Here is a 17,245-nt window from a genome sequence, read left to right as displayed (position 1 = left end):
ACAGTCTGCTTTACCTGAGCATTTTACTCAGGCGTAATCCAACTGACTTTAGTGTGGCCATGCCCGCTTGGCACCAGCACTTTGTGCAACCATGGCAGTACATTAGTCATCTGCTGTTCTAGCTTCCACGGCGGATTAATCACAATCATGCCGGAAGCGGTCATTCCACGGCGATCGCTATCTGGTTGAACGGCAAGCTCAATTTGTAAAATTCGACGAATACCGGTTTCTTCAAGTTCGCGGACAAGTCGTTTAATTTGTTGACGCATAACTACCGGATACCACAGCGCGTAAGTCCCGGTAGCAAAACGTTTGTAACCTTCTTTAATGCCCTCAACCACTGCCTGATAGTCAGTTTTCATTTCATAGGGTGGATCCATCAGAATAAAACCGCGGCGGCTCATTGGTGGTAACTGAGATTTTAGCTGCTGATAGCCGTCAGCTTTTAATACTTTGGCTCGATCGTCTTTCTGAAATTCGCTGCGCAGCAGTGGATAGTCGCTAGAATGCAACTCGGTCAGGTGAATTTGATCGTAATCTCTTAGCAATTGGCGGGCGATCAGCGGTGAGCCGGGATAGTACTTTAGGTTCTCATTGCGATTAAAATAGTTGATCACCTGCATGTAAGCTTCCAGCTCGGCGGGAATATCGTCACGCTGCCAGATACGGGCAATACCTTCAAGATATTCGCCGGTTTTCTCAGAATGCTCACTGCCTAAGAAATAACGACCGGCTCCGGCATGGGTATCAAGATAAAGAAAAGGTTTTTCCTTTTCTTTAAGTGATTCAATAATCAAGCTCTGTACGGTGTGTTTTACTACGTCGGCGTGGTTACCCGCGTGAAAACTATGGCGATAACTTAACATGGCGTGTTTATGCTTTCCGTTGTTATTCAGACGATCGAAGGAATCAGTCTGTTATTAATTAAGTTGTGCGGTATATATGACCCGATCTCATTGATTATCATCTGAAGTAATCAGTTAGCTCAGGTTTTCCCCAAAAGAGGGGTAAGCACATAGTGACAATCAGTATAAACTGTCTGCTGAATAAAAAGTGAAAATCCTTCTCTTTGGCATTTTACCTCAAAGAGGCCGATGCCCCGTGGAATAAGGACATTTTTTATATATCGGTATTATCTATTAGAAGGATTGGTACTGCCGAGCATTGATTTTTGCTGTTATCGCCCTCATGTTAGTTCTATTGCCAAATTTAAGGATCGACTCTATGACTAACCCACTGTTAACTTTCCAAGGTTTACCACCATTTTCTGCTATTCGTCCTGAAGATATTGTGCCTGCCGTTAGCGCTGCGCTGGATGACTGTCGCGCTGTCGTTGAAAAAGTTGTGGCTCAGCCGGGACCGTTTACATGGGATAATCTGTGCCAGCCGTTGGCTGAAGTCGACGACCGTTTGTCTCGGATATGGTCTCCGGTTAGCCATCTGAATTCGGTTAAAAACAGCCCTGAACTGCGTGAAGCCTATGAGCAATCGCTGCCGCTGTTATCTGAGTTTGGAACTTGGGTAGGCCAACACGCCGGGCTGTATAATGCCTACCGTAATTTAAAGCAGGGCGATGCTTTCAATCAACTGACGAAAGCTCAGCAGAAGGCGGTTGATAATTCCCTGCGCGATTTTGAGCTATCGGGTATTGGCCTGGATGCGGAAAAGCAAAAGCGCTACGGTGAAATTGTTGCGCGTTTATCCGAATTAGGCTCCACTTACAGCAACAATGTGCTTGATGCCACTATGGGCTGGAGCAAGCTGATTACCGACGTCAACGAGTTAGCCGGATTACCCGAGAGTGCCCTGGCGGCTGCTCAGGAAATGGCTCAGGCAAAAGAACAGCAAGGCTGGCTACTAACGCTGGATATGCCAAGTTATTTGCCGGTGATGACCCATGCCGATAACCGTGAGCTTCGCCATGAGATGTATCAGGCGTTTGTTACCCGCGCTTCGGATCAAGGGCCAAATGCCGGTAAGTGGGACAATAGCGATATTATGGCTGAAATGCTGGCTCTGCGTTATGAGCTGGCTCGTTTGCTGGGCTTTGATAGCTATGCGGATAAATCTCTGGCAACCAAAATGGCTGAGAGCCCGCAGCAGGTACTCGATTTTCTAAATGATTTAGCCAAAAGGGCGCGTGGCCAAGGTGAGGCTGAGCTGGCTGAATTGCGCGCTTTTGCTGAGAAACATTATGGCGTTAAAGAGCTCAATGCCTGGGATGTCACTTATTACAGCGAGAAGCAGAAACAGCATCTTTATTCCATTAGCGACGAACAGCTTCGCCCTTACTTCCCAGAACAACGGGTTGTTGAAGGTCTGTTTGAAGTCGTTAAGCGGGTATTTGGGATTACCGCGAAAGAACGCACTGGCGTTGATATTTGGCATCCTGAAGTGCGTTTCTTTGATTTGTTTGATGCCAGCGGTGAATTACGCGGTAGTTTCTATCTGGATCTGTACGCCCGTGAGAACAAACGCGGTGGTGCGTGGATGGATGACTGTGTTGCCAGCCTGCGCTATGCCGATGGCCATTTGCAAAAGCCTGTGGCTTACCTGACCTGTAACTTTAACCGCCCGATTGGTGATAAACCTGCGCTATTTACTCATGATGAAGTGACCACGTTGTTCCATGAGTTTGGCCATGGCATTCATCATATGCTGACCAAGATTGATGCTGCCGGTGTATCAGGCATTAACGGTGTGCCTTGGGATGCGGTTGAGTTACCAAGCCAGTTTATGGAGAACTGGTGTTGGCAGCCTGAGGCGCTGTCATTTATTTCCGGCCATTATCAAACCGGAGAACCTCTGCCTCAGGAAATGTTAGACAAATTACTGGCGGCTAAAAATTATCAGGCAGCGCTGTTTATTCTGCGCCAGCTGGAATTTGGCCTGTTTGATTTCCGTTTACATTACGAATATGACCCGGCTCAGGGCGCGAAGATCTTGCAAACGCTGCTTGAGGTTAAAAAATTAGTTGCGGTTATGCCTTCACCTAGCTGGGGACGTTTCCCGCATGCCTTTAGCCATATTTTTGCCGGCGGCTATGCGGCCGGTTATTACAGCTACTTGTGGGCGGAAGTTTTGTCGGCTGATGCGTTCTCCCGCTTTGAAGAAGAGGGAATTTTTAATCCGGTCACCGGGCGCTCATTCCTTGACTGCATCTTATCTCAAGGTGGCTCTGATGAACCAATGACCCTGTTTAAGAACTTCCGTGGCCGTGCACCTCAGCTAGATGCGATGTTGCGTCATTACGGCATTAAAGGGTAATTCGCACCGTGTCGATTCGTTTGATATGTGAAACAGGCGCCGATTCCGGCGCCTTATCTATTCTGGCTGAGCGCTGGGGGCTGGTCTCCGATGAACAAGCTCTTATGGCGCTAGTGCTGACGCCGGAACGTCTTGAACTGCGTAAACTTGATGAACCTAAACTGGGGGCTATTTATGTTGATTTTGCCTCCGGTGCCATGGCCCACCGGCGTAAATTTGGTGGCGGACGGGGAGAGGCCGTTGCCAAAGCGGTAGGTATCAAAAGTGGTTATTTGCCGGATGTGGTAGATGCGACTGCCGGTTTAGGGCGAGATGCCTTTGTTTTGGCAGCCGTAGGATGTAAGGTCAGAATGTTGGAGCGTAATCCGGTGGTTGCCGCACTGTTGGATGATGGTCTGCGTCGGGGATATGATGATGCAGAGATCGGCGGTTGGCTGAGAGAACGTCTGACATTATTACACGCATCAAGCTTGACCGCATTGTCATCGGTTCAGCCGGCGCCGGATGTGGTTTATCTGGACCCTATGTTTCCTCATCGACAAAAAAGTGCGCTGGTGAAGAAAGAGATGCGGGTGTTTCAGTCTTTGGTTGGTGAAGATTTAGATGCTGATGGTTTATTAATGCCAGCCTGTGGTTTGGCTAAGAAGCGGGTGGTGGTAAAACGCCCTGACTATGCGCCTTATTTAGCTGAGCGTAAGCCTCAGGCCTCGATAACGACCAAGAGCCATCGGTTTGATTTGTACATAACAATTTGAGAGATGTACGGGTTAAGCCGTGAAGATAGGTCTTATGATTTAAATTTAAACAGGTAGCGCATTGCGCTACCTGTCAGATTGCTGACAAACCTCAAATACTAAAATTTAGGTGTTAAAAAACTTAAACGCAGGGAGAGCTTTCCGTTGGGGTCGTAGCAACTTTAGTTGCCGGAGGGCCCCTAGGAAAGGTAGGCCCGGAGCCCTCAAAGCTCAAAACCTCGCCCTTCGGCCGATAGAAAAAATAAATATTCCAATAATGATTATGCGGACGAAATTTGCACTGAAATCAAATTAGATCACTTTGTCATTAGTCTGACAGGTAGCGCATTGCGCTACCTGTTTTCTATTTTAGAGTACGCCCTGACCGATCATGGCATCGGCGACTTTAACGAAGCCAGCGATATTGGCGCCGCTGACATAATCCGTCTGCTTCGCTTCACCGCCGTAGTTTACGCAGGCTTGATGAATGTCATGCATGATGTGCTGTAAGCGTAAATCGACTTTTTCTGCTCTCCAGCTAACTCTGCCCGCATTCTGAGCCATTTCCAAACCGGAGGTTGCTACGCCACCGGCGTTGGCGGCTTTTCCGGGTGCAAAAAGGACGCCGGCAGACATTAATGCCTTAGTCGCCTCAATGGTGGTTGGCATATTAGCGCCTTCTGCCACGGCCTTAACGCCGTTGCGGATCAGAACTTCAGCATCGGCCAGCTCCAGTTCGTTTTGGGTGGCGCAAGGCAGAGCTATATCAACGGGCACTCCCCAAGGGCGTTTGCCTTCCAGATAGGTTAACCCGTGCTCAGCGGCATAATCTTTAATTCTGCCGTATTGGCTATTCTTAATATCGATCAGGTGGGCGAGTTTGTCGGTGGTGAAACCGGATTCATCAACCACTGTACCGCCGGAATCAGAGGCCGTCACGACTTTCGCGCCCAGCTCCATTGCTTTTTCGATGGTGTATTGCGCGACATTACCTGAACCAGATACTGCAACCCGCATTCCTGCGAAGCCAGAACCATGGCGCTTCAGCATCGCTTCGGTGAAGTAAACCAAGCCATAGCCTGTGGCTTCAGGTCTGATCAGGCTTCCGCCAAATGAGATGCCTTTGCCGGTGAATACGCAGGCATTGTTATTTGATAGCTTCTTCATCATACCTGCCATGTAGCCCACTTCACGGCCGCCAACGCCGATATCTCCGGCGGGTACGTCAGTATCCGGGCCAAGGTGGCGATACAATTCAGTCATTAACGCCTGACAGAAACGCATAATTTCTGCATTACTTTTGCCTTTAGGATCGAAGTCAGATCCCCCCTTACCTCCGCCCATAGGTAGCGTGGTCAGGGCATTTTTCAGCGTTTGTTCAAAACCTAAGAATTTAAGGATCGATAAATTAACCGACGGGTGAAAACGCATCCCGCCTTTAAACGGGCCGATAGCTGAGTTGAACTGAACCCGCCAGGCGCGGTTAATCTGCGCTTCTCCTTTGTCGTTCATCCAGCAAACGCGAAACTGAATAGCGCGTTCAGGCTCGACCAGACGCTCAAGAAGGCACTGTTCGGTATAACGGGGATTATCTTTTAAAAACGGCCATAGAGAGGTGAATACTTCGCGGACCGCCTGCAAAAATTCAGGTTGTTGGCCGTCACGTTTTTGGAGCATGAGTAGAAAATCATCTACGGTTGCATAATGATTCATGTCTGTCCTTACAATCTTTTTATTTTATCCACGAAATAACGCTATTCAATGAGGCGAATATAAGCGGGATTCATGATGTGTGATGTATGTGCTTCCTGACTATAACATTAGAATATAGGCATAATGCAAGCCGTTTTTTCAAACAAATTTAATAATTACTCTGATGGGTAATCAAATATTAGAATGCATAATTATCTGTAAATTATAATTAATAAGTCTAATTTGAATTGATGCTTGATAATTTAATCATCTGATTAATATAGCCATATTGATTTTATAGCGACGGCTATTGGCGCTTGTCTGGTTATTTGTTGATATGGATAACCACACAGCTAGTATTTATGACTAGCGTTGTGTGAAGGAATAGATATTAATTTTAATTAACGAATTGGGGCGAATATCGTAGTTATAACGGCGATCGGAGCCATGGGACGCAGTATAAAAACGCCCGCAGAAGCGGGCGTTTTACATGACGGAAGCAATTATTCTTCGTCACGTAATGGAACAATCAGCATATCAATGTGAACCGTATTAATTAGCTGACGCGCTGAAGACATCAGCTTGCTCCAGAAATCTTGATGGTGTCCGCAAAGGACTAAGTCCATATCGTATTTCTTAATTGCATCAACCAGTACCTGACCAAGATCGCCGCTACCGCTCAGGGTTTCACTGATTGGGTAACCTGCGTTTTGCGCCAGTTCAGTTAATGCATGATGGGTCTCTTCAGAGATGCGTTTTTGCATATCGCCCATATTGACGTCGATCAGGCCGGTATACAGGTCGGAGTAATTGACATCTACGTGAATCAGAGAAACCTTCGCATTATATGGTTTAGCCATAGAAACAGCTTTTTCTACCAGTACGCTGCTTTCCGGAGATAGGTCAACTGCTATCAGAATGTGTTTATATGCCATAAGAAAACTCCTTCCGTAATATCCAATAACTTAAGTTAAATAATAGCACCAATGAGTGTTATCAAAGTGGTATATCGATCACATGGTGTGAGCTTTTCTTGGTGAATAGTCTTAATTTTGATTCTTAAGAAGAATGAATATCTTAAGTATACCAAAATAACGATAGTCTATAGATCTTCACTTTTGTAGCACAAAGTCAGATTGGTGCTGATTATTGTGATGTTACGCGCTCAAAGTCACCATATGCAACAACGTTAAAACCGAATCCGCACTCGCCGTCAGTCATGAGGGAGACTTTATTCTTATTCTCGCTGAAGTCTATCGAAATCTGACAGGTGCTTTGTGGGTCGTCTGATTGTTCTGAACCCTTATAAATTGCTTTATTGTCGTGGACGGTGATGAGTCCTGATAGTTCACCGATATTGGGCCCGTAATATAGCGCCATATTAGGCATATACAGGCCGTTAAATTCAATCTGATATTTCGGCCCTTTAGGGGTAACGGTAAAGGTATTCCACTGGCCGAATCCGGCATATTGCCAATATTCCCCACTGAAGTCAGTCGGGGCCGGTAATGTGGCTAATGGCTCTTTAATTAGCGCTAAGTTGTACTGTGATTTTTGACTTTTAGGACTAAGGTTCAGCCAAGCCTTGGCTTTTAGAGGTGAATTTTGGTGGATATAAGTCAGGGCTACGTTGTTGTAAGCGGTTGAGGTTTTATCATCTGTTTCTTGGCAAAACTCACTCCAGGCTGCCTGAGTGGTAAAGTGCTCCCTGGCTTTATCATAATCTTTATTCTTATATGCTTTATTGCCGTCTGCTGAATAGCGGGCAGTTTTTTTACAGTCCTGTTGAATCTGCTGCTCGGTGACTGACGCATTGACACTAAATGATGCCAAAAAAATCAGCGTTAAACAGGTGGCAACAATCTTATATCCTACTGTTTTCATTATCTTAATCCTTAAGTTTCTGAGTGCAGTATTTCAATGTACTACTTCAACATTCGAAATATATTGGTGTGCAATATTACCTCTTTACTCTTTATTATCCACCGTTGTTGTTAGATTTAGAGGTAGTGACCGCCTGAGGTTGGGGTATTTTATTGGCCATAAAAAAACCGCCTTGCGTAAGCTCGGCGGTTTTTTCAGCTAACTAATAAAGATTAAATCAGCTTTAAAGCAATCCAGTACAGACCACCAGATAAGCAAATAGCGACCGGTAAGGTGAATACCCAAGCCAGTAAAATATTCTTAATGGTTTTGCTCTGTACGCCACCGCCATCAACCAACATGGTACCGGCAACGGCGGAGGACAGGACCTGTGTCGTAGATACGGGCATACCGGTGTAGCTGGCAACGCCGATAGATACCGCGGCGGTGACCTGAGCAGAAACTCCCTGCGCATAAGTCATGCCTTTCTTACCTATCTTCTCACCGATAGTGACAGCAACACGTCTCCAGCCAACCATTGTTCCCAATGCCAGAGCTGTTGCAACCGCAATGATGATCCAGATTGGAGCATACTCAACGGTGATTAACAGATCTTCACGTAGGTTTTTGATGTAACGTCTATCTTCAGGCGTGGTTTCTGGCAGTTTAGCTACTTTAGCCGCCGTATCAGCAACGCACAGCAGTAAACGACGAAGTTGACTGCGTTGTTCAGGCGCTAACTGTTGGAAGCTCTCCACGCCGTGAAGTAACTGCTGAGAGTGGCCGATGGCAACCATCGCTCTTGAGTTATCACAGTGATATTCAGTTTCGCTCTGCATGGCCGGAAGAGTATCGGTATTACTTTGACCTACGATGTGAGGAATCGCATCGCGGTGGGTTTCATAATATTGCTCAAGATGGCCTAACGCATCCCGGGTACGGGATATGTCATAACCGCTGGCACTCATATCAACCACAAAGCCGGCCGGAGCAACACCAATCAATACCAGCATTAACAGACCAATACCTTTCTGCCCGTCATTAGCACCGTGAGAAAAGCTCACACCAATGGCCGAAATGATCAGCATGATACGGGTCCAGAATGGTGGCTTACGCTTACCGTCTTTCTTTTCACGTTCTGCAGGCGTTAGATGGATACGTTGACGCTTTTTATTACCGCTCCAGCAACGACGCAGTATAAAGATTAAAATACCTGCAATGATTAATCCCACTAGTGGCGATAGGATCAGAGACAGGAAAATTTGAATCATTTTTGGGACATTTAATGCATCAACCACAGATGAATCAGTGACTAGTGCATTAGTTAAACCAACGCCGATAATCGCACCGATCAACGTATGTGAGCTAGATGCAGGAATACCGAAATACCATGTACCTAAGTTCCAGATAATGGCAGCGAGTAAAATAGAGAACATCATGGCGAGGCCATGAGTAGAACTGATATTGAGCAATAAATCGGTAGGTAATAAGTGCACAATGGCATAAGCCACACTTAGTCCACCAAGCAAAACTCCAAGGAAGTTGAACACGCCAGCCATAACAACGGCCAGCTGTTCGCGCATAGCGCGGGTGTAAATAACCGTGGCGACAGCGTTAGCCGTATCATGGAAGCCATTTATGGCCTCGTAGAATAGAACGAACAATAACGCGAGACCCAGCATTAGGGCAGTATGAATTTCTAGTCCAGCAAATATATTAAGCATAAACCTTACTGTCAGTAATGGAGGTGACCGGCGCATTATCAGCACAATTAGCTCATCCGAAAAGGAAAAATTAACCTTTTTTTTGATTTTGCGGTGTTCTCTGCAATCTTAAAGATTCGTAAAGTTATGTTTTCTATATGATAAGTCTAATGTTTTGGCCTATTTAAATATGATAATAAATATCGTTGTACTGGCGATAAAAAGCGATGCCGAATACAATCCGCCTCAGAAATAGAACGACTCATGATTTAGCCGCTCAGTGCAATAAGAGGTTTTTGTGTCAGAACAAGTCGATGTGGTCATTATTGGCGCAGGTGCCGCAGGGTTATTTTGTGCTGCTCAAGCAGGGCAGGCTGGTTGCAGCGTTGTAGTTCTTGATAACGGCAAAAAACCGGGGCGCAAAATATTGATGTCCGGTGGCGGCCGTTGTAATTTTACTAATATGTACGCTGAGCCAGCGGCTTACCTTTCTAATAACCCTCATTTCTGTAAATCAGCGCTTGCCCGTTATACCCAATGGGATTTTATCGAGTTGGTTAACCGTCACGGTATTCCTTATCACGAGAAAGCGCTTGGGCAATTATTCTGCGATAACTCAGCGGAAGAGATTGTCGATTTGCTGCTCAAGGAGTGCGATGACGGTAATGTTCGTTTGCGTATGCGCAGCGAAATTCTTGCGGTTGAAGGCAATGACGAAGGCTTTTTGATTAAACTTGCCGGTGCTGAGATTCAGGCTAAATCTTTAGTGGTTGCCAGTGGTGGCTTGTCTATGCCGGGGCTGGGGGCTACGCCCTTTGGTTATAAAATTGCCGAACAGTTTGGCCTGCCCGTTTTACCGACGCGTGCCGGCCTGGTTCCTTTTACGCTGCATAAACCGCTGCTTGAAGTATTACAGACTTTATCGGGCATTGCTGCTCCGGTAACCATTGCAACAGAGGGGGGCATGAGCTTTAAAGAGAGCCTTCTGTTTACTCATCGAGGGCTGTCGGGGCCTGCGGTGCTACAGCTTTCAAGTTACTGGCAGCCGGGCGAATCAGTGTCTATTAATCTGTTTCCCGAACTGAATATTGATGATTTTTTAAATGCCGAGCGGGAATCTCATCCTAATCAGAGTTTGAAGAACACCCTGGCTAAGCATCTTCCTAAACGTTTAGTTGAGTGTTTACAGACGCTGGGAAAAGTCCCGGAGCTAACGCTAAAACAGCTTTCAGCGACTCAGCAGCAACAGTTGATAGATACTCTACAGCAGTGGCAGATTCAGCCCAATGGAACTGAAGGCTATCGTACAGCAGAAGTGACGCTGGGTGGTGTTGATACCAAGGCGCTGTCCTCTAAGACCATGGAGTCTTCACAGGTACCGGGGCTCTATTTTATTGGCGAGGTCATGGATGTGACCGGCTGGCTGGGCGGGTATAATTTCCAATGGGCATGGAGTTCTGCCTGGGCCTGTGCTCAGGCGGTGATTGGTAAGTCGAAATAATGTAACTTTCTAAAACATAAGGATATGGAAATGAATGAGAATCCGGAAATGATATTGTGTATCCCCGGACCGTGGAAAGATCGCAGTGAACTGATAACGAGTATCGTGAACTGCGATTCAGGCTATATTTTTGCCGGTCGTATTTTGATGAATCTCACATCAGAATACTCTTGTGAGCTCGATTATTGCGATCGGGATCCTCAAATGATTGGTGCATTTCAGGCCGCAGGCGGGCATTGGTCTGATACGGCTGAGATGGCGGCCATCGCCACTCATCAGTCAGTGGTCTATCTTATTAGCGACGGTGGTTCACGTGAAGATGCCGAGGCGACGATGCTGGCGGCTAAAGCGTTACTGAAAGCTGGCGGACTTGGCGTAAAGGTCGAAAGTGCTGGCCTGGCTCATAGCCCTGATGCATGGATTAAAATGTGTCAGAACCTCGCCCAATTTTCTGCTCATCGGGCCTTAGTTGTTTATATCACCGGGCAAGATGAGGTTTATTCATGTGGAATGCACAATTTAGGTCTGTGGGATGCTATTACAACCATTGATGATAAGCAGCAAGCCGTTGAGCTACTAAGGGTATTTACGTGGTATCAGTTTACTGAATCGCCTGAATTGAGAGCCGGACAGACATTTTCTGTCGATGCCGAATCTGATATTTATCGTTTAAGAGAATATCAGGGGGTGGATTATGGTGAGGAATCGTTGTTTAGCAATCCTTATGGCACATGGGAACTAGTTCCTGCGTTGTAAAGCATCGGACTATTATTGCGATGGCCATATTCCGGCCATCGCATCAACGTTATCTATTTCAACAACCCCAGTTGCCTGTTAAATAAATCAAAAATCTCTTGGTCTTTGGCATCGTAAACCCAATTAACATTAGCCGCTTGTTTAAGCTTATTACGCCAGTCAACCAGCGTCTGGCCCTGAGATATACCTGGTCGATGGTCAACATCAACATAAACTTTCTTGCCGGTGTATAAGTCAGGGCGGAGCAGGTAAGCAATAACGTTGGCATCATGAATAGGACCACCACTGAGATGATAGGCTTTCATATCATGGGTAATGTACTGTTTAAGAATATCGACAACAATCTGACCGGCTTTATTCTTGAGGTCGGTAATCGCTTTAATACGGCTATTGCTGGTCAGCACTTTTCCTGTGACGTCTAATGGAATATAGGTGATGGGAACACCGCTTTGGATAACAATTTTAGCCGCATCCGGATCGGCAAAAATATTAAATTCTGCCACCGGGCTCATATTACCGCTGCTGAAATGGGATCCTCCCATCAGAACGATTTCTTTGATTCCCAGTTTGATTTCCGGAGCCAGCTTCAAGGCCAGTGCCATATTGGTCTGAGGACCCAACATGGCGATACTAACGCTGTTAGGCTCGGCTTTTAATAACGTGTCGATAATAAAGTTGATCGCATGCCCTTCGGCCAGAGGATATTTAGGCGTGTCGATCTTAATTCCGCTAAGACCTTCATTACCATGGATATCTGCCGCATAAATAGGCTCCCGCATAATAGGCTCAGAGGCTCCTGCATAAACAGGAATATCAGGCCTGTCGGCCCAATCTCTGGCCAGGCGGGCATTACGAGAGGTTTTATCTACGGTTACGTTGCCTGCCACCGTCGTGATACCAAGGATATCTAACAGCTCCTTATCTGCCATGGCGATTAATAGGGCAATGACGTCATCGACGCCCGGGTCGGTATCTATAATGATTTTTTGAGGTGAGGGTTTCTGAGTCATATTGATATTTTTTATCCTTTCGGGCGAGTTAACGTAACTGACTGTCTTTACTGCCTCTGCGGTTATAGCCGGATTGCTGAATATTTTTCTTATCCAGTTCAGTCTGGCAGGCTAAACAATATCGAATGCCCTGTAACGCTTTTCTTCTGGCTTCCGGGATTATTTCTCCGCACTCCTGGCAATGTATGGTGCCTTCTCCCGTACTGAGTTGAGATCTGGCTTTTTCGACTGCATCAGAGATAGTGCTGTCGATTTGATCCTGCACGGCACCATCGGATGCCCAGCCACTGGCCATAAGCGTGCTCCTTAGCGATTGGATCGGTAAATAGTGTAAGGCTTATCTATTTACTATGGTGTTAATCTATTAACTTACAATATACATGGTTAATAATTACTCAACAAAGCCATTTAACACAATGAAATATAACAAGTTATATAATTTTTATTTTTTTATTCATTTTTTGTTCAAAAAGAGCTTTACAGGTCCTATTGATAATGATTATTATTTACATGTTTTCAAGGGGCGGTCATTCATGCTCACCTCAGGAAAGCACGACATTGCTCACATTGCTTCCAGTGTTTATTTTAGCCAGCCTTGAGCTGGCTTTTTTTTATCCTGATTTTAGGGTGCTGTTCAGTCGCCAGTTAGTGTTAAAATAGCGGCGAATTCAAGCCATCGCCCGAGAAATAAGCATTATGGATATCAAACAGATTGACCTCATTTTTTCACTATTACAACAAATGTGTGTCTATCTGGTCATTGCCTACCTGTTAAGTAAAACGCCTCTGTTTATTCCGCTGATGCAGGTCACGATTCGACTTCCCCACAAGCTATTGTGTTATTTCACCTTCTCAATGTTCTGCATTATGGGCACCTACTTTGGTTTGCAAATTGATGACTCTATTGCCAATACGCGGGCGATGGGGGCGGTATTAGGTGGGGTTCTTGGCGGGCCTTCGGTGGGCTTCTTTGTTGGCCTGACGGGGGGATTACATCGTTACTCTATGGGCGGTATGACCGCAACGGCCTGCATGTTGTCGACCATTGCTGAAGGTCTAATCGGCGGATTCTTGCATAGTTATTTAGTTCGCCGTAACCGTATGGACTTGCTGTTTCAACCGCTGATGGTTGCGGCAATCACGTTGTTAGCCGAAGTCTTGCAGATGTTGATTATCCTGATCGTGGCTCGACCTTTTTCACAGGCGCTGCATTTGGTCAATGATATTGCCTTACCGATGATGATCGCCAATACCATCGGAGCCGCTATGTTTATGCGGATTCTGCTGGACCGGCGGGCGATATTTGAAAAATATACTACCGCTTTTTCAGCTAAAGCCTTACAAATAGCAGCCCGATCTGAAGGGGTTCTGCGGCAGGGATTTAATCAGAAAAATAGTATGAGAATTGCCAAAATCCTGTATGAGGAGCTCGGGGTTGGCGCAGTGGCTATTACCGATCGGGAAAAGCTACTGGCATTTATTGGTATTGGTGACGATCACCATTTGGTGGGGGCCGCTATCACTTCCCATCACACCCACAATGCGATTGAGAATAATCGGGTGGTGTATGCCGATGGTAACGAGGTTGATTACGCCTGCTCTCTTACACCTAACTGTAAATTAGGCTCAACATTGGTTATTCCGCTGCGCGGTGAAGAACAGATGGTCATTGGTACTATCAAATTGTATGAGCCTAAGAGCCGATTATTTTCCTCAATAAATAGAACGCTGGGAGAAGGTATTGCTCATCTTCTTTCCGCTCAGATATTAACCGGTACGCTGGATCAGCAAAAGCAGCTACTCTCCCAGTCGGAAATTAAGTTATTGCACGCTCAGGTGAATCCCCACTTTCTGTTTAATGCGCTGAATACTTTATCGGCAGTGATTCGAAAAGACCCCGGGCATGCAAGACGTTTGGTTTTGTCGCTGTCTACCTTCTTTCGTAAAAATCTAAAACGCAGTAATGATGAAGTTAGCCTCAGTGATGAGCTTGAACATATTAATGCTTATCTAGAGATTGAAAAGGCGCGCTTTTCCGACCGTTTGACGGTAGATATTGATATTTCCGAAGCCCTGCTTTCCTTATCATTACCGGCATTCTCCCTTCAGCCTATTGTTGAAAATGCCATTAAGCATGGTACTTCACAAATGCTGACGGAAGGGCGGATCACTATTAAAGGCTATCATGATGTGGCCGATCTTGGTCGACAGGTTCTGGTACTTATTGTCGAAGACAACGCCGGCCTATATCAACCAAGGCCAAACGGCGACGGACTGGGTATGAATCTGGTCGATCGTAGAATAAAAACTCGCTATGGCTATGAGTATGGTATTACCGTTGAAAGTGAAACCGAGCAATTTACCCGGATTATTATTCGCGTTCCGATAGCCGGTAATAGTCTTGAGGACGGGCTGGCTCATTGAAAACAAAAATAGCCAACCAATAGAAAATAAAAGAATGTTGATTTTAGCCGAGATTATCTTGCTAAATGTGGCGTTTACTTAACTGGGAGTAGTGGTGTGACGCTCGATAACGTTGTCCATTTGACGATGAATTTTGTACGAGACCATCAGGCGTGGGGGCCCCCAATCGTCTTTTTTCTGGCTTTTGGCGAGTCGATTGCCTTTTTGTCGCTGTTAATTCCGGCTACCGTTATTTTGCTGGGCCTTGGTGCCATTATTGGTGAAAGCGGCATTGCCTTCTGGCCTCTCTGGCTTGCGGCGGCAGCAGGCGCTTTCTTCGGTGACTGGATATCCTATTGGATTGGCTGGCGTTATAAAGATAAGGTGGCTCATATGTGGCCGCTGTCGCGCAATCCTCAAACGCTGGTTCGTGGTCAACATTTCTTTGAACGTTGGGGAACCCCTGGCGTATTTATTGGCCGTTTTTTCGGTCCTCTACGGGCTACAGTGCCGTTGGTCGCTGGCATTTGTGGTATGAATATAAAATCGTTTCAGATCGTTAATCTGACTTCAGCCATGCTGTGGGCATTCTTAATACTGGCTCCCGGTGCCTTTGGTTTGCACTGGATAGAGCGATATTTCAGTTTCTGACATCGTGATTTTGCGGGATGTTGTGCAAAGTGAAATAAAACGGTCTGGACATTTATACAGTATTCTCTTACTTTTAGCAGTTATTAAGCACTCATGCTCGGAGGCGCGGTGGATACCAGCCTGATAATTATTATTGCTGCTGCAGCGATCGGCTTATTGATAGGGGCGTTGGCATTGGCTATCTACAATCAGCGCCATAGCCTGCAGCAGGAAAATCATATTGCATTACTTTCTTCTCAGCTTGAGCAAGTGCGAGCTGACAATCAGCACTTACTCTCCGAAGAACAGTTGCAGGCTCAGGAGCTACGACAGGGGCAGCTTGAACTTAGAGATTTACATGCCCGACTGGCTGCTTTGCAGGAAAAATCCCAGCAACAGCTGCTTTGGTATGAAGAATGTGAACGCCTGAATCAGGAACTGAGAAACCTCCAAAGCATTAATAGTGCCCTAGAGGCTGAACTGCGTGAAATGACGACCCGCCTTGAAGAAACGCGTTTTGCCTCCGATGAAAAGCAGCGATTATTAATTAACAGTGAACAGCGCCTGACGGTTCAGTTTGAAAACTTAGCTAACCGGATTTTTGAGCAAAGCGGCCGTAAGGTTGATGAGCAGAATAGGCAGAGTTTAGATCGCCTGTTAGTTCCATTGTGTGAGCAATTAGATGGATTTCGGCGTCAGGTTCAGGACAGCTATGGGCAGGAAGCGAAAGAACGCCACACGCTGGCTCATGAGATCCGTAATCTCCAGCAGTTGAATGCCCAGATGGCCCGTGAGGCTATCAACCTGACTAAAGCCCTGAAAGGGGATAATAAAACTCAGGGTAACTGGGGGGAAGTGGTGCTGAGTCGGGTACTGGAAGCTTCCGGATTGCGAGAGGGCTATGAGTATCAGACTCAGGTGAATATTCGTGGGGAAGAAGGCAATCGCCAGCAACCCGATGTTATTGTTCACCTCCCGCAGGGGAAAGATGTCGTTATTGATGCTAAAATGTCACTGGTCAGCTACGAACGCTACTTTAATAGCGACGATGAGCAGGAGCGCAATCAGGCCATCAGTGAACATATTGGCTCTGTACGATCGCATATTCGGCTGCTGGGTCGAAAAGACTATCAGCAGTTGCCCGGATTACGATCTTTAGATTATGTGCTGATGTTTATTCCTGTCGAACCCGCGTTTCTGCTGGCCATTGATCGACAGCCCGAATTGATCAGCGAAGCACTGCAGAATAATATTATGCTGGTCAGTCCGACAACGCTGCTAGTGGCTCTGCGTACTATCAGTAATTTATGGCGTTATGAACATCAGAGCCAGAATGCCCAGCAGATTGCCGATCGGGCGGCTAAGCTTTATGACAAATTACGCCTGTTTGTTGATGATATGTCCGCTTTAGGGCAAAGTCTCGACAGGGCTCAGGATAACTATCGTCAGGCAATGAATAAATTATCCCAAGGTCGTGGTAACCTAATCGGTCAGGTTGAAGGTTTCCGTTCTTTGGGGGTTGAGGTCAAAAGACCCATTAATCCGATAATATCTGAGCAGGCACTAGCCGAATCCTCGTCAGAACTGGCGGAAAAACCGACAGGGTTAGAGGATTACTCTGATATTAAAGGATAATAGTAAAAAAGAGTTAGATCAGTGAGCCGGTTATCGCTGCTTTCTGATAGA

Annotated in this window: 14 protein-coding genes; 7 read left to right on the top strand and 7 right to left on the bottom strand. The window is 46.2% G+C overall.

Annotated elements, in window-relative coordinates:
* Window positions 1-23 precede the first annotated feature (23 nt).
* Window positions 24-866, bottom strand: a complete 843-nt coding sequence (locus YWE_RS0107335) for a 23S rRNA (adenine(2030)-N(6))-methyltransferase RlmJ (protein ID WP_029093943.1) — start codon at window positions 864-866, stop codon at window positions 24-26.
* A 358-nt stretch (window positions 867-1,224) separates the two neighbouring features.
* Between YWE_RS0107335 and prlC the strand changes: the two genes are divergently transcribed.
* Both prlC and rsmJ read left to right on the top strand, forming a co-directional pair.
* On the top strand, window positions 1,225-3,267 hold the full coding sequence (prlC, locus tag YWE_RS0107325) for an oligopeptidase A (RefSeq protein ID WP_029093942.1): 2,043 nt from the start codon (window positions 1,225-1,227) through the stop codon (window positions 3,265-3,267).
* The gene (gene rsmJ / locus YWE_RS0107320; RefSeq protein ID WP_099044000.1) at window positions 3,267-4,022 is read left to right on the top strand and encodes a 16S rRNA (guanine(1516)-N(2))-methyltransferase RsmJ; all 756 of its coding nucleotides are present in this window, start codon (window positions 3,267-3,269) and stop codon (window positions 4,020-4,022) included. The genes prlC and rsmJ overlap by 1 nt, the downstream gene beginning before the upstream one ends.
* Before the next feature lie 348 nt (window positions 4,023-4,370).
* On the opposite strand, the gene gdhA is transcribed toward rsmJ, so the two are convergent.
* The 4 genes from gdhA to pitA form a co-directional block, all read right to left on the bottom strand.
* Window positions 4,371-5,714: an NADP-specific glutamate dehydrogenase gene (gdhA, locus tag YWE_RS0107315; RefSeq protein ID WP_029093940.1), complete on the bottom strand. Its 1,344-nt coding sequence runs from the start codon at window positions 5,712-5,714 to the stop codon at window positions 4,371-4,373.
* A 482-nt stretch (window positions 5,715-6,196) separates the two neighbouring features.
* Window positions 6,197-6,628, bottom strand: a complete 432-nt coding sequence (uspA, locus tag YWE_RS0107310; RefSeq protein WP_029093939.1) for a universal stress protein UspA — start codon at window positions 6,626-6,628, stop codon at window positions 6,197-6,199.
* Between the two features lie 211 nt (window positions 6,629-6,839).
* Window positions 6,840-7,577 carry a tetratricopeptide repeat protein gene (locus YWE_RS0107305; protein ID WP_029093938.1) on the bottom strand — a complete coding sequence of 246 codons (738 nt, stop codon included), beginning with the start codon at window positions 7,575-7,577 and terminating at the stop codon, window positions 6,840-6,842.
* A gap of 212 nt (window positions 7,578-7,789) precedes the next feature.
* Window positions 7,790-9,280 (bottom strand): inorganic phosphate transporter PitA, encoded by a 1,491-nt coding sequence (gene pitA, locus YWE_RS0107300; RefSeq protein WP_029093937.1) that lies wholly within the window; start codon window positions 9,278-9,280, stop codon window positions 7,790-7,792.
* Window positions 9,281-9,557: 277 nt separating this feature from the next.
* Here pitA and YWE_RS0107295 point away from each other — a divergent pair, with 277 nt between their 5' ends.
* Window positions 9,558-10,760 carry a BaiN/RdsA family NAD(P)/FAD-dependent oxidoreductase gene (locus YWE_RS0107295; protein WP_029093936.1) on the top strand — a complete coding sequence of 401 codons (1,203 nt, stop codon included), beginning with the start codon at window positions 9,558-9,560 and terminating at the stop codon, window positions 10,758-10,760.
* A 30-nt stretch (window positions 10,761-10,790) separates the two neighbouring features.
* Window positions 10,791-11,516 carry a hypothetical protein gene (locus YWE_RS0107290; protein WP_029093935.1) on the top strand — a complete coding sequence of 242 codons (726 nt, stop codon included), beginning with the start codon at window positions 10,791-10,793 and terminating at the stop codon, window positions 11,514-11,516.
* A gap of 53 nt (window positions 11,517-11,569) precedes the next feature.
* Here YWE_RS0107290 and YWE_RS0107285 read toward each other — a convergent pair whose 3' ends face one another.
* Window positions 11,570-12,526, bottom strand: a complete 957-nt coding sequence (locus YWE_RS0107285) for a nucleoside hydrolase (protein ID WP_036015404.1) — start codon at window positions 12,524-12,526, stop codon at window positions 11,570-11,572.
* 28 nt (window positions 12,527-12,554) lie between these two features.
* Window positions 12,555-12,821, bottom strand: a complete 267-nt coding sequence (locus tag YWE_RS0107280) for a DksA/TraR family C4-type zinc finger protein (RefSeq protein ID WP_029093933.1) — start codon at window positions 12,819-12,821, stop codon at window positions 12,555-12,557.
* A 401-nt stretch (window positions 12,822-13,222) separates the two neighbouring features.
* On the opposite strand from YWE_RS0107280, the gene YWE_RS0107275 reads away from it, so the two are divergent.
* The 3 genes from YWE_RS0107275 (at window position 13,223) to rmuC (ending at window position 17,194) form a co-directional block, all read left to right on the top strand.
* On the top strand, window positions 13,223-14,950 hold the full coding sequence (locus YWE_RS0107275) for a sensor histidine kinase (protein WP_029093932.1): 1,728 nt from the start codon (window positions 13,223-13,225) through the stop codon (window positions 14,948-14,950).
* A gap of 126 nt (window positions 14,951-15,076) precedes the next feature.
* Entirely contained in the window at window positions 15,077-15,580 is a 504-nt protein-coding gene (locus YWE_RS0107270; RefSeq protein ID WP_373875621.1) for a DedA family protein, read from the top strand.
* Window positions 15,581-15,688: 108 nt separating this feature from the next.
* Entirely contained in the window at window positions 15,689-17,194 is a 1,506-nt protein-coding gene (gene rmuC / locus YWE_RS26860; RefSeq protein ID WP_051323241.1) for a DNA recombination protein RmuC, read from the top strand.
* The last annotated feature ends 51 nt before the right edge of the window (window positions 17,195-17,245 follow it).

Origin of the sequence: Budvicia aquatica DSM 5075 = ATCC 35567 (assembly GCF_000427805.1) — a bacterium.
GTDB classification, from domain to species: Bacteria; Pseudomonadota; Gammaproteobacteria; order Enterobacterales; family Enterobacteriaceae; genus Budvicia; species Budvicia aquatica.
The sequence above is the reverse complement of the archived record's forward strand: the minus strand, read 5'-3'. Positions and strand labels throughout refer to the sequence as shown.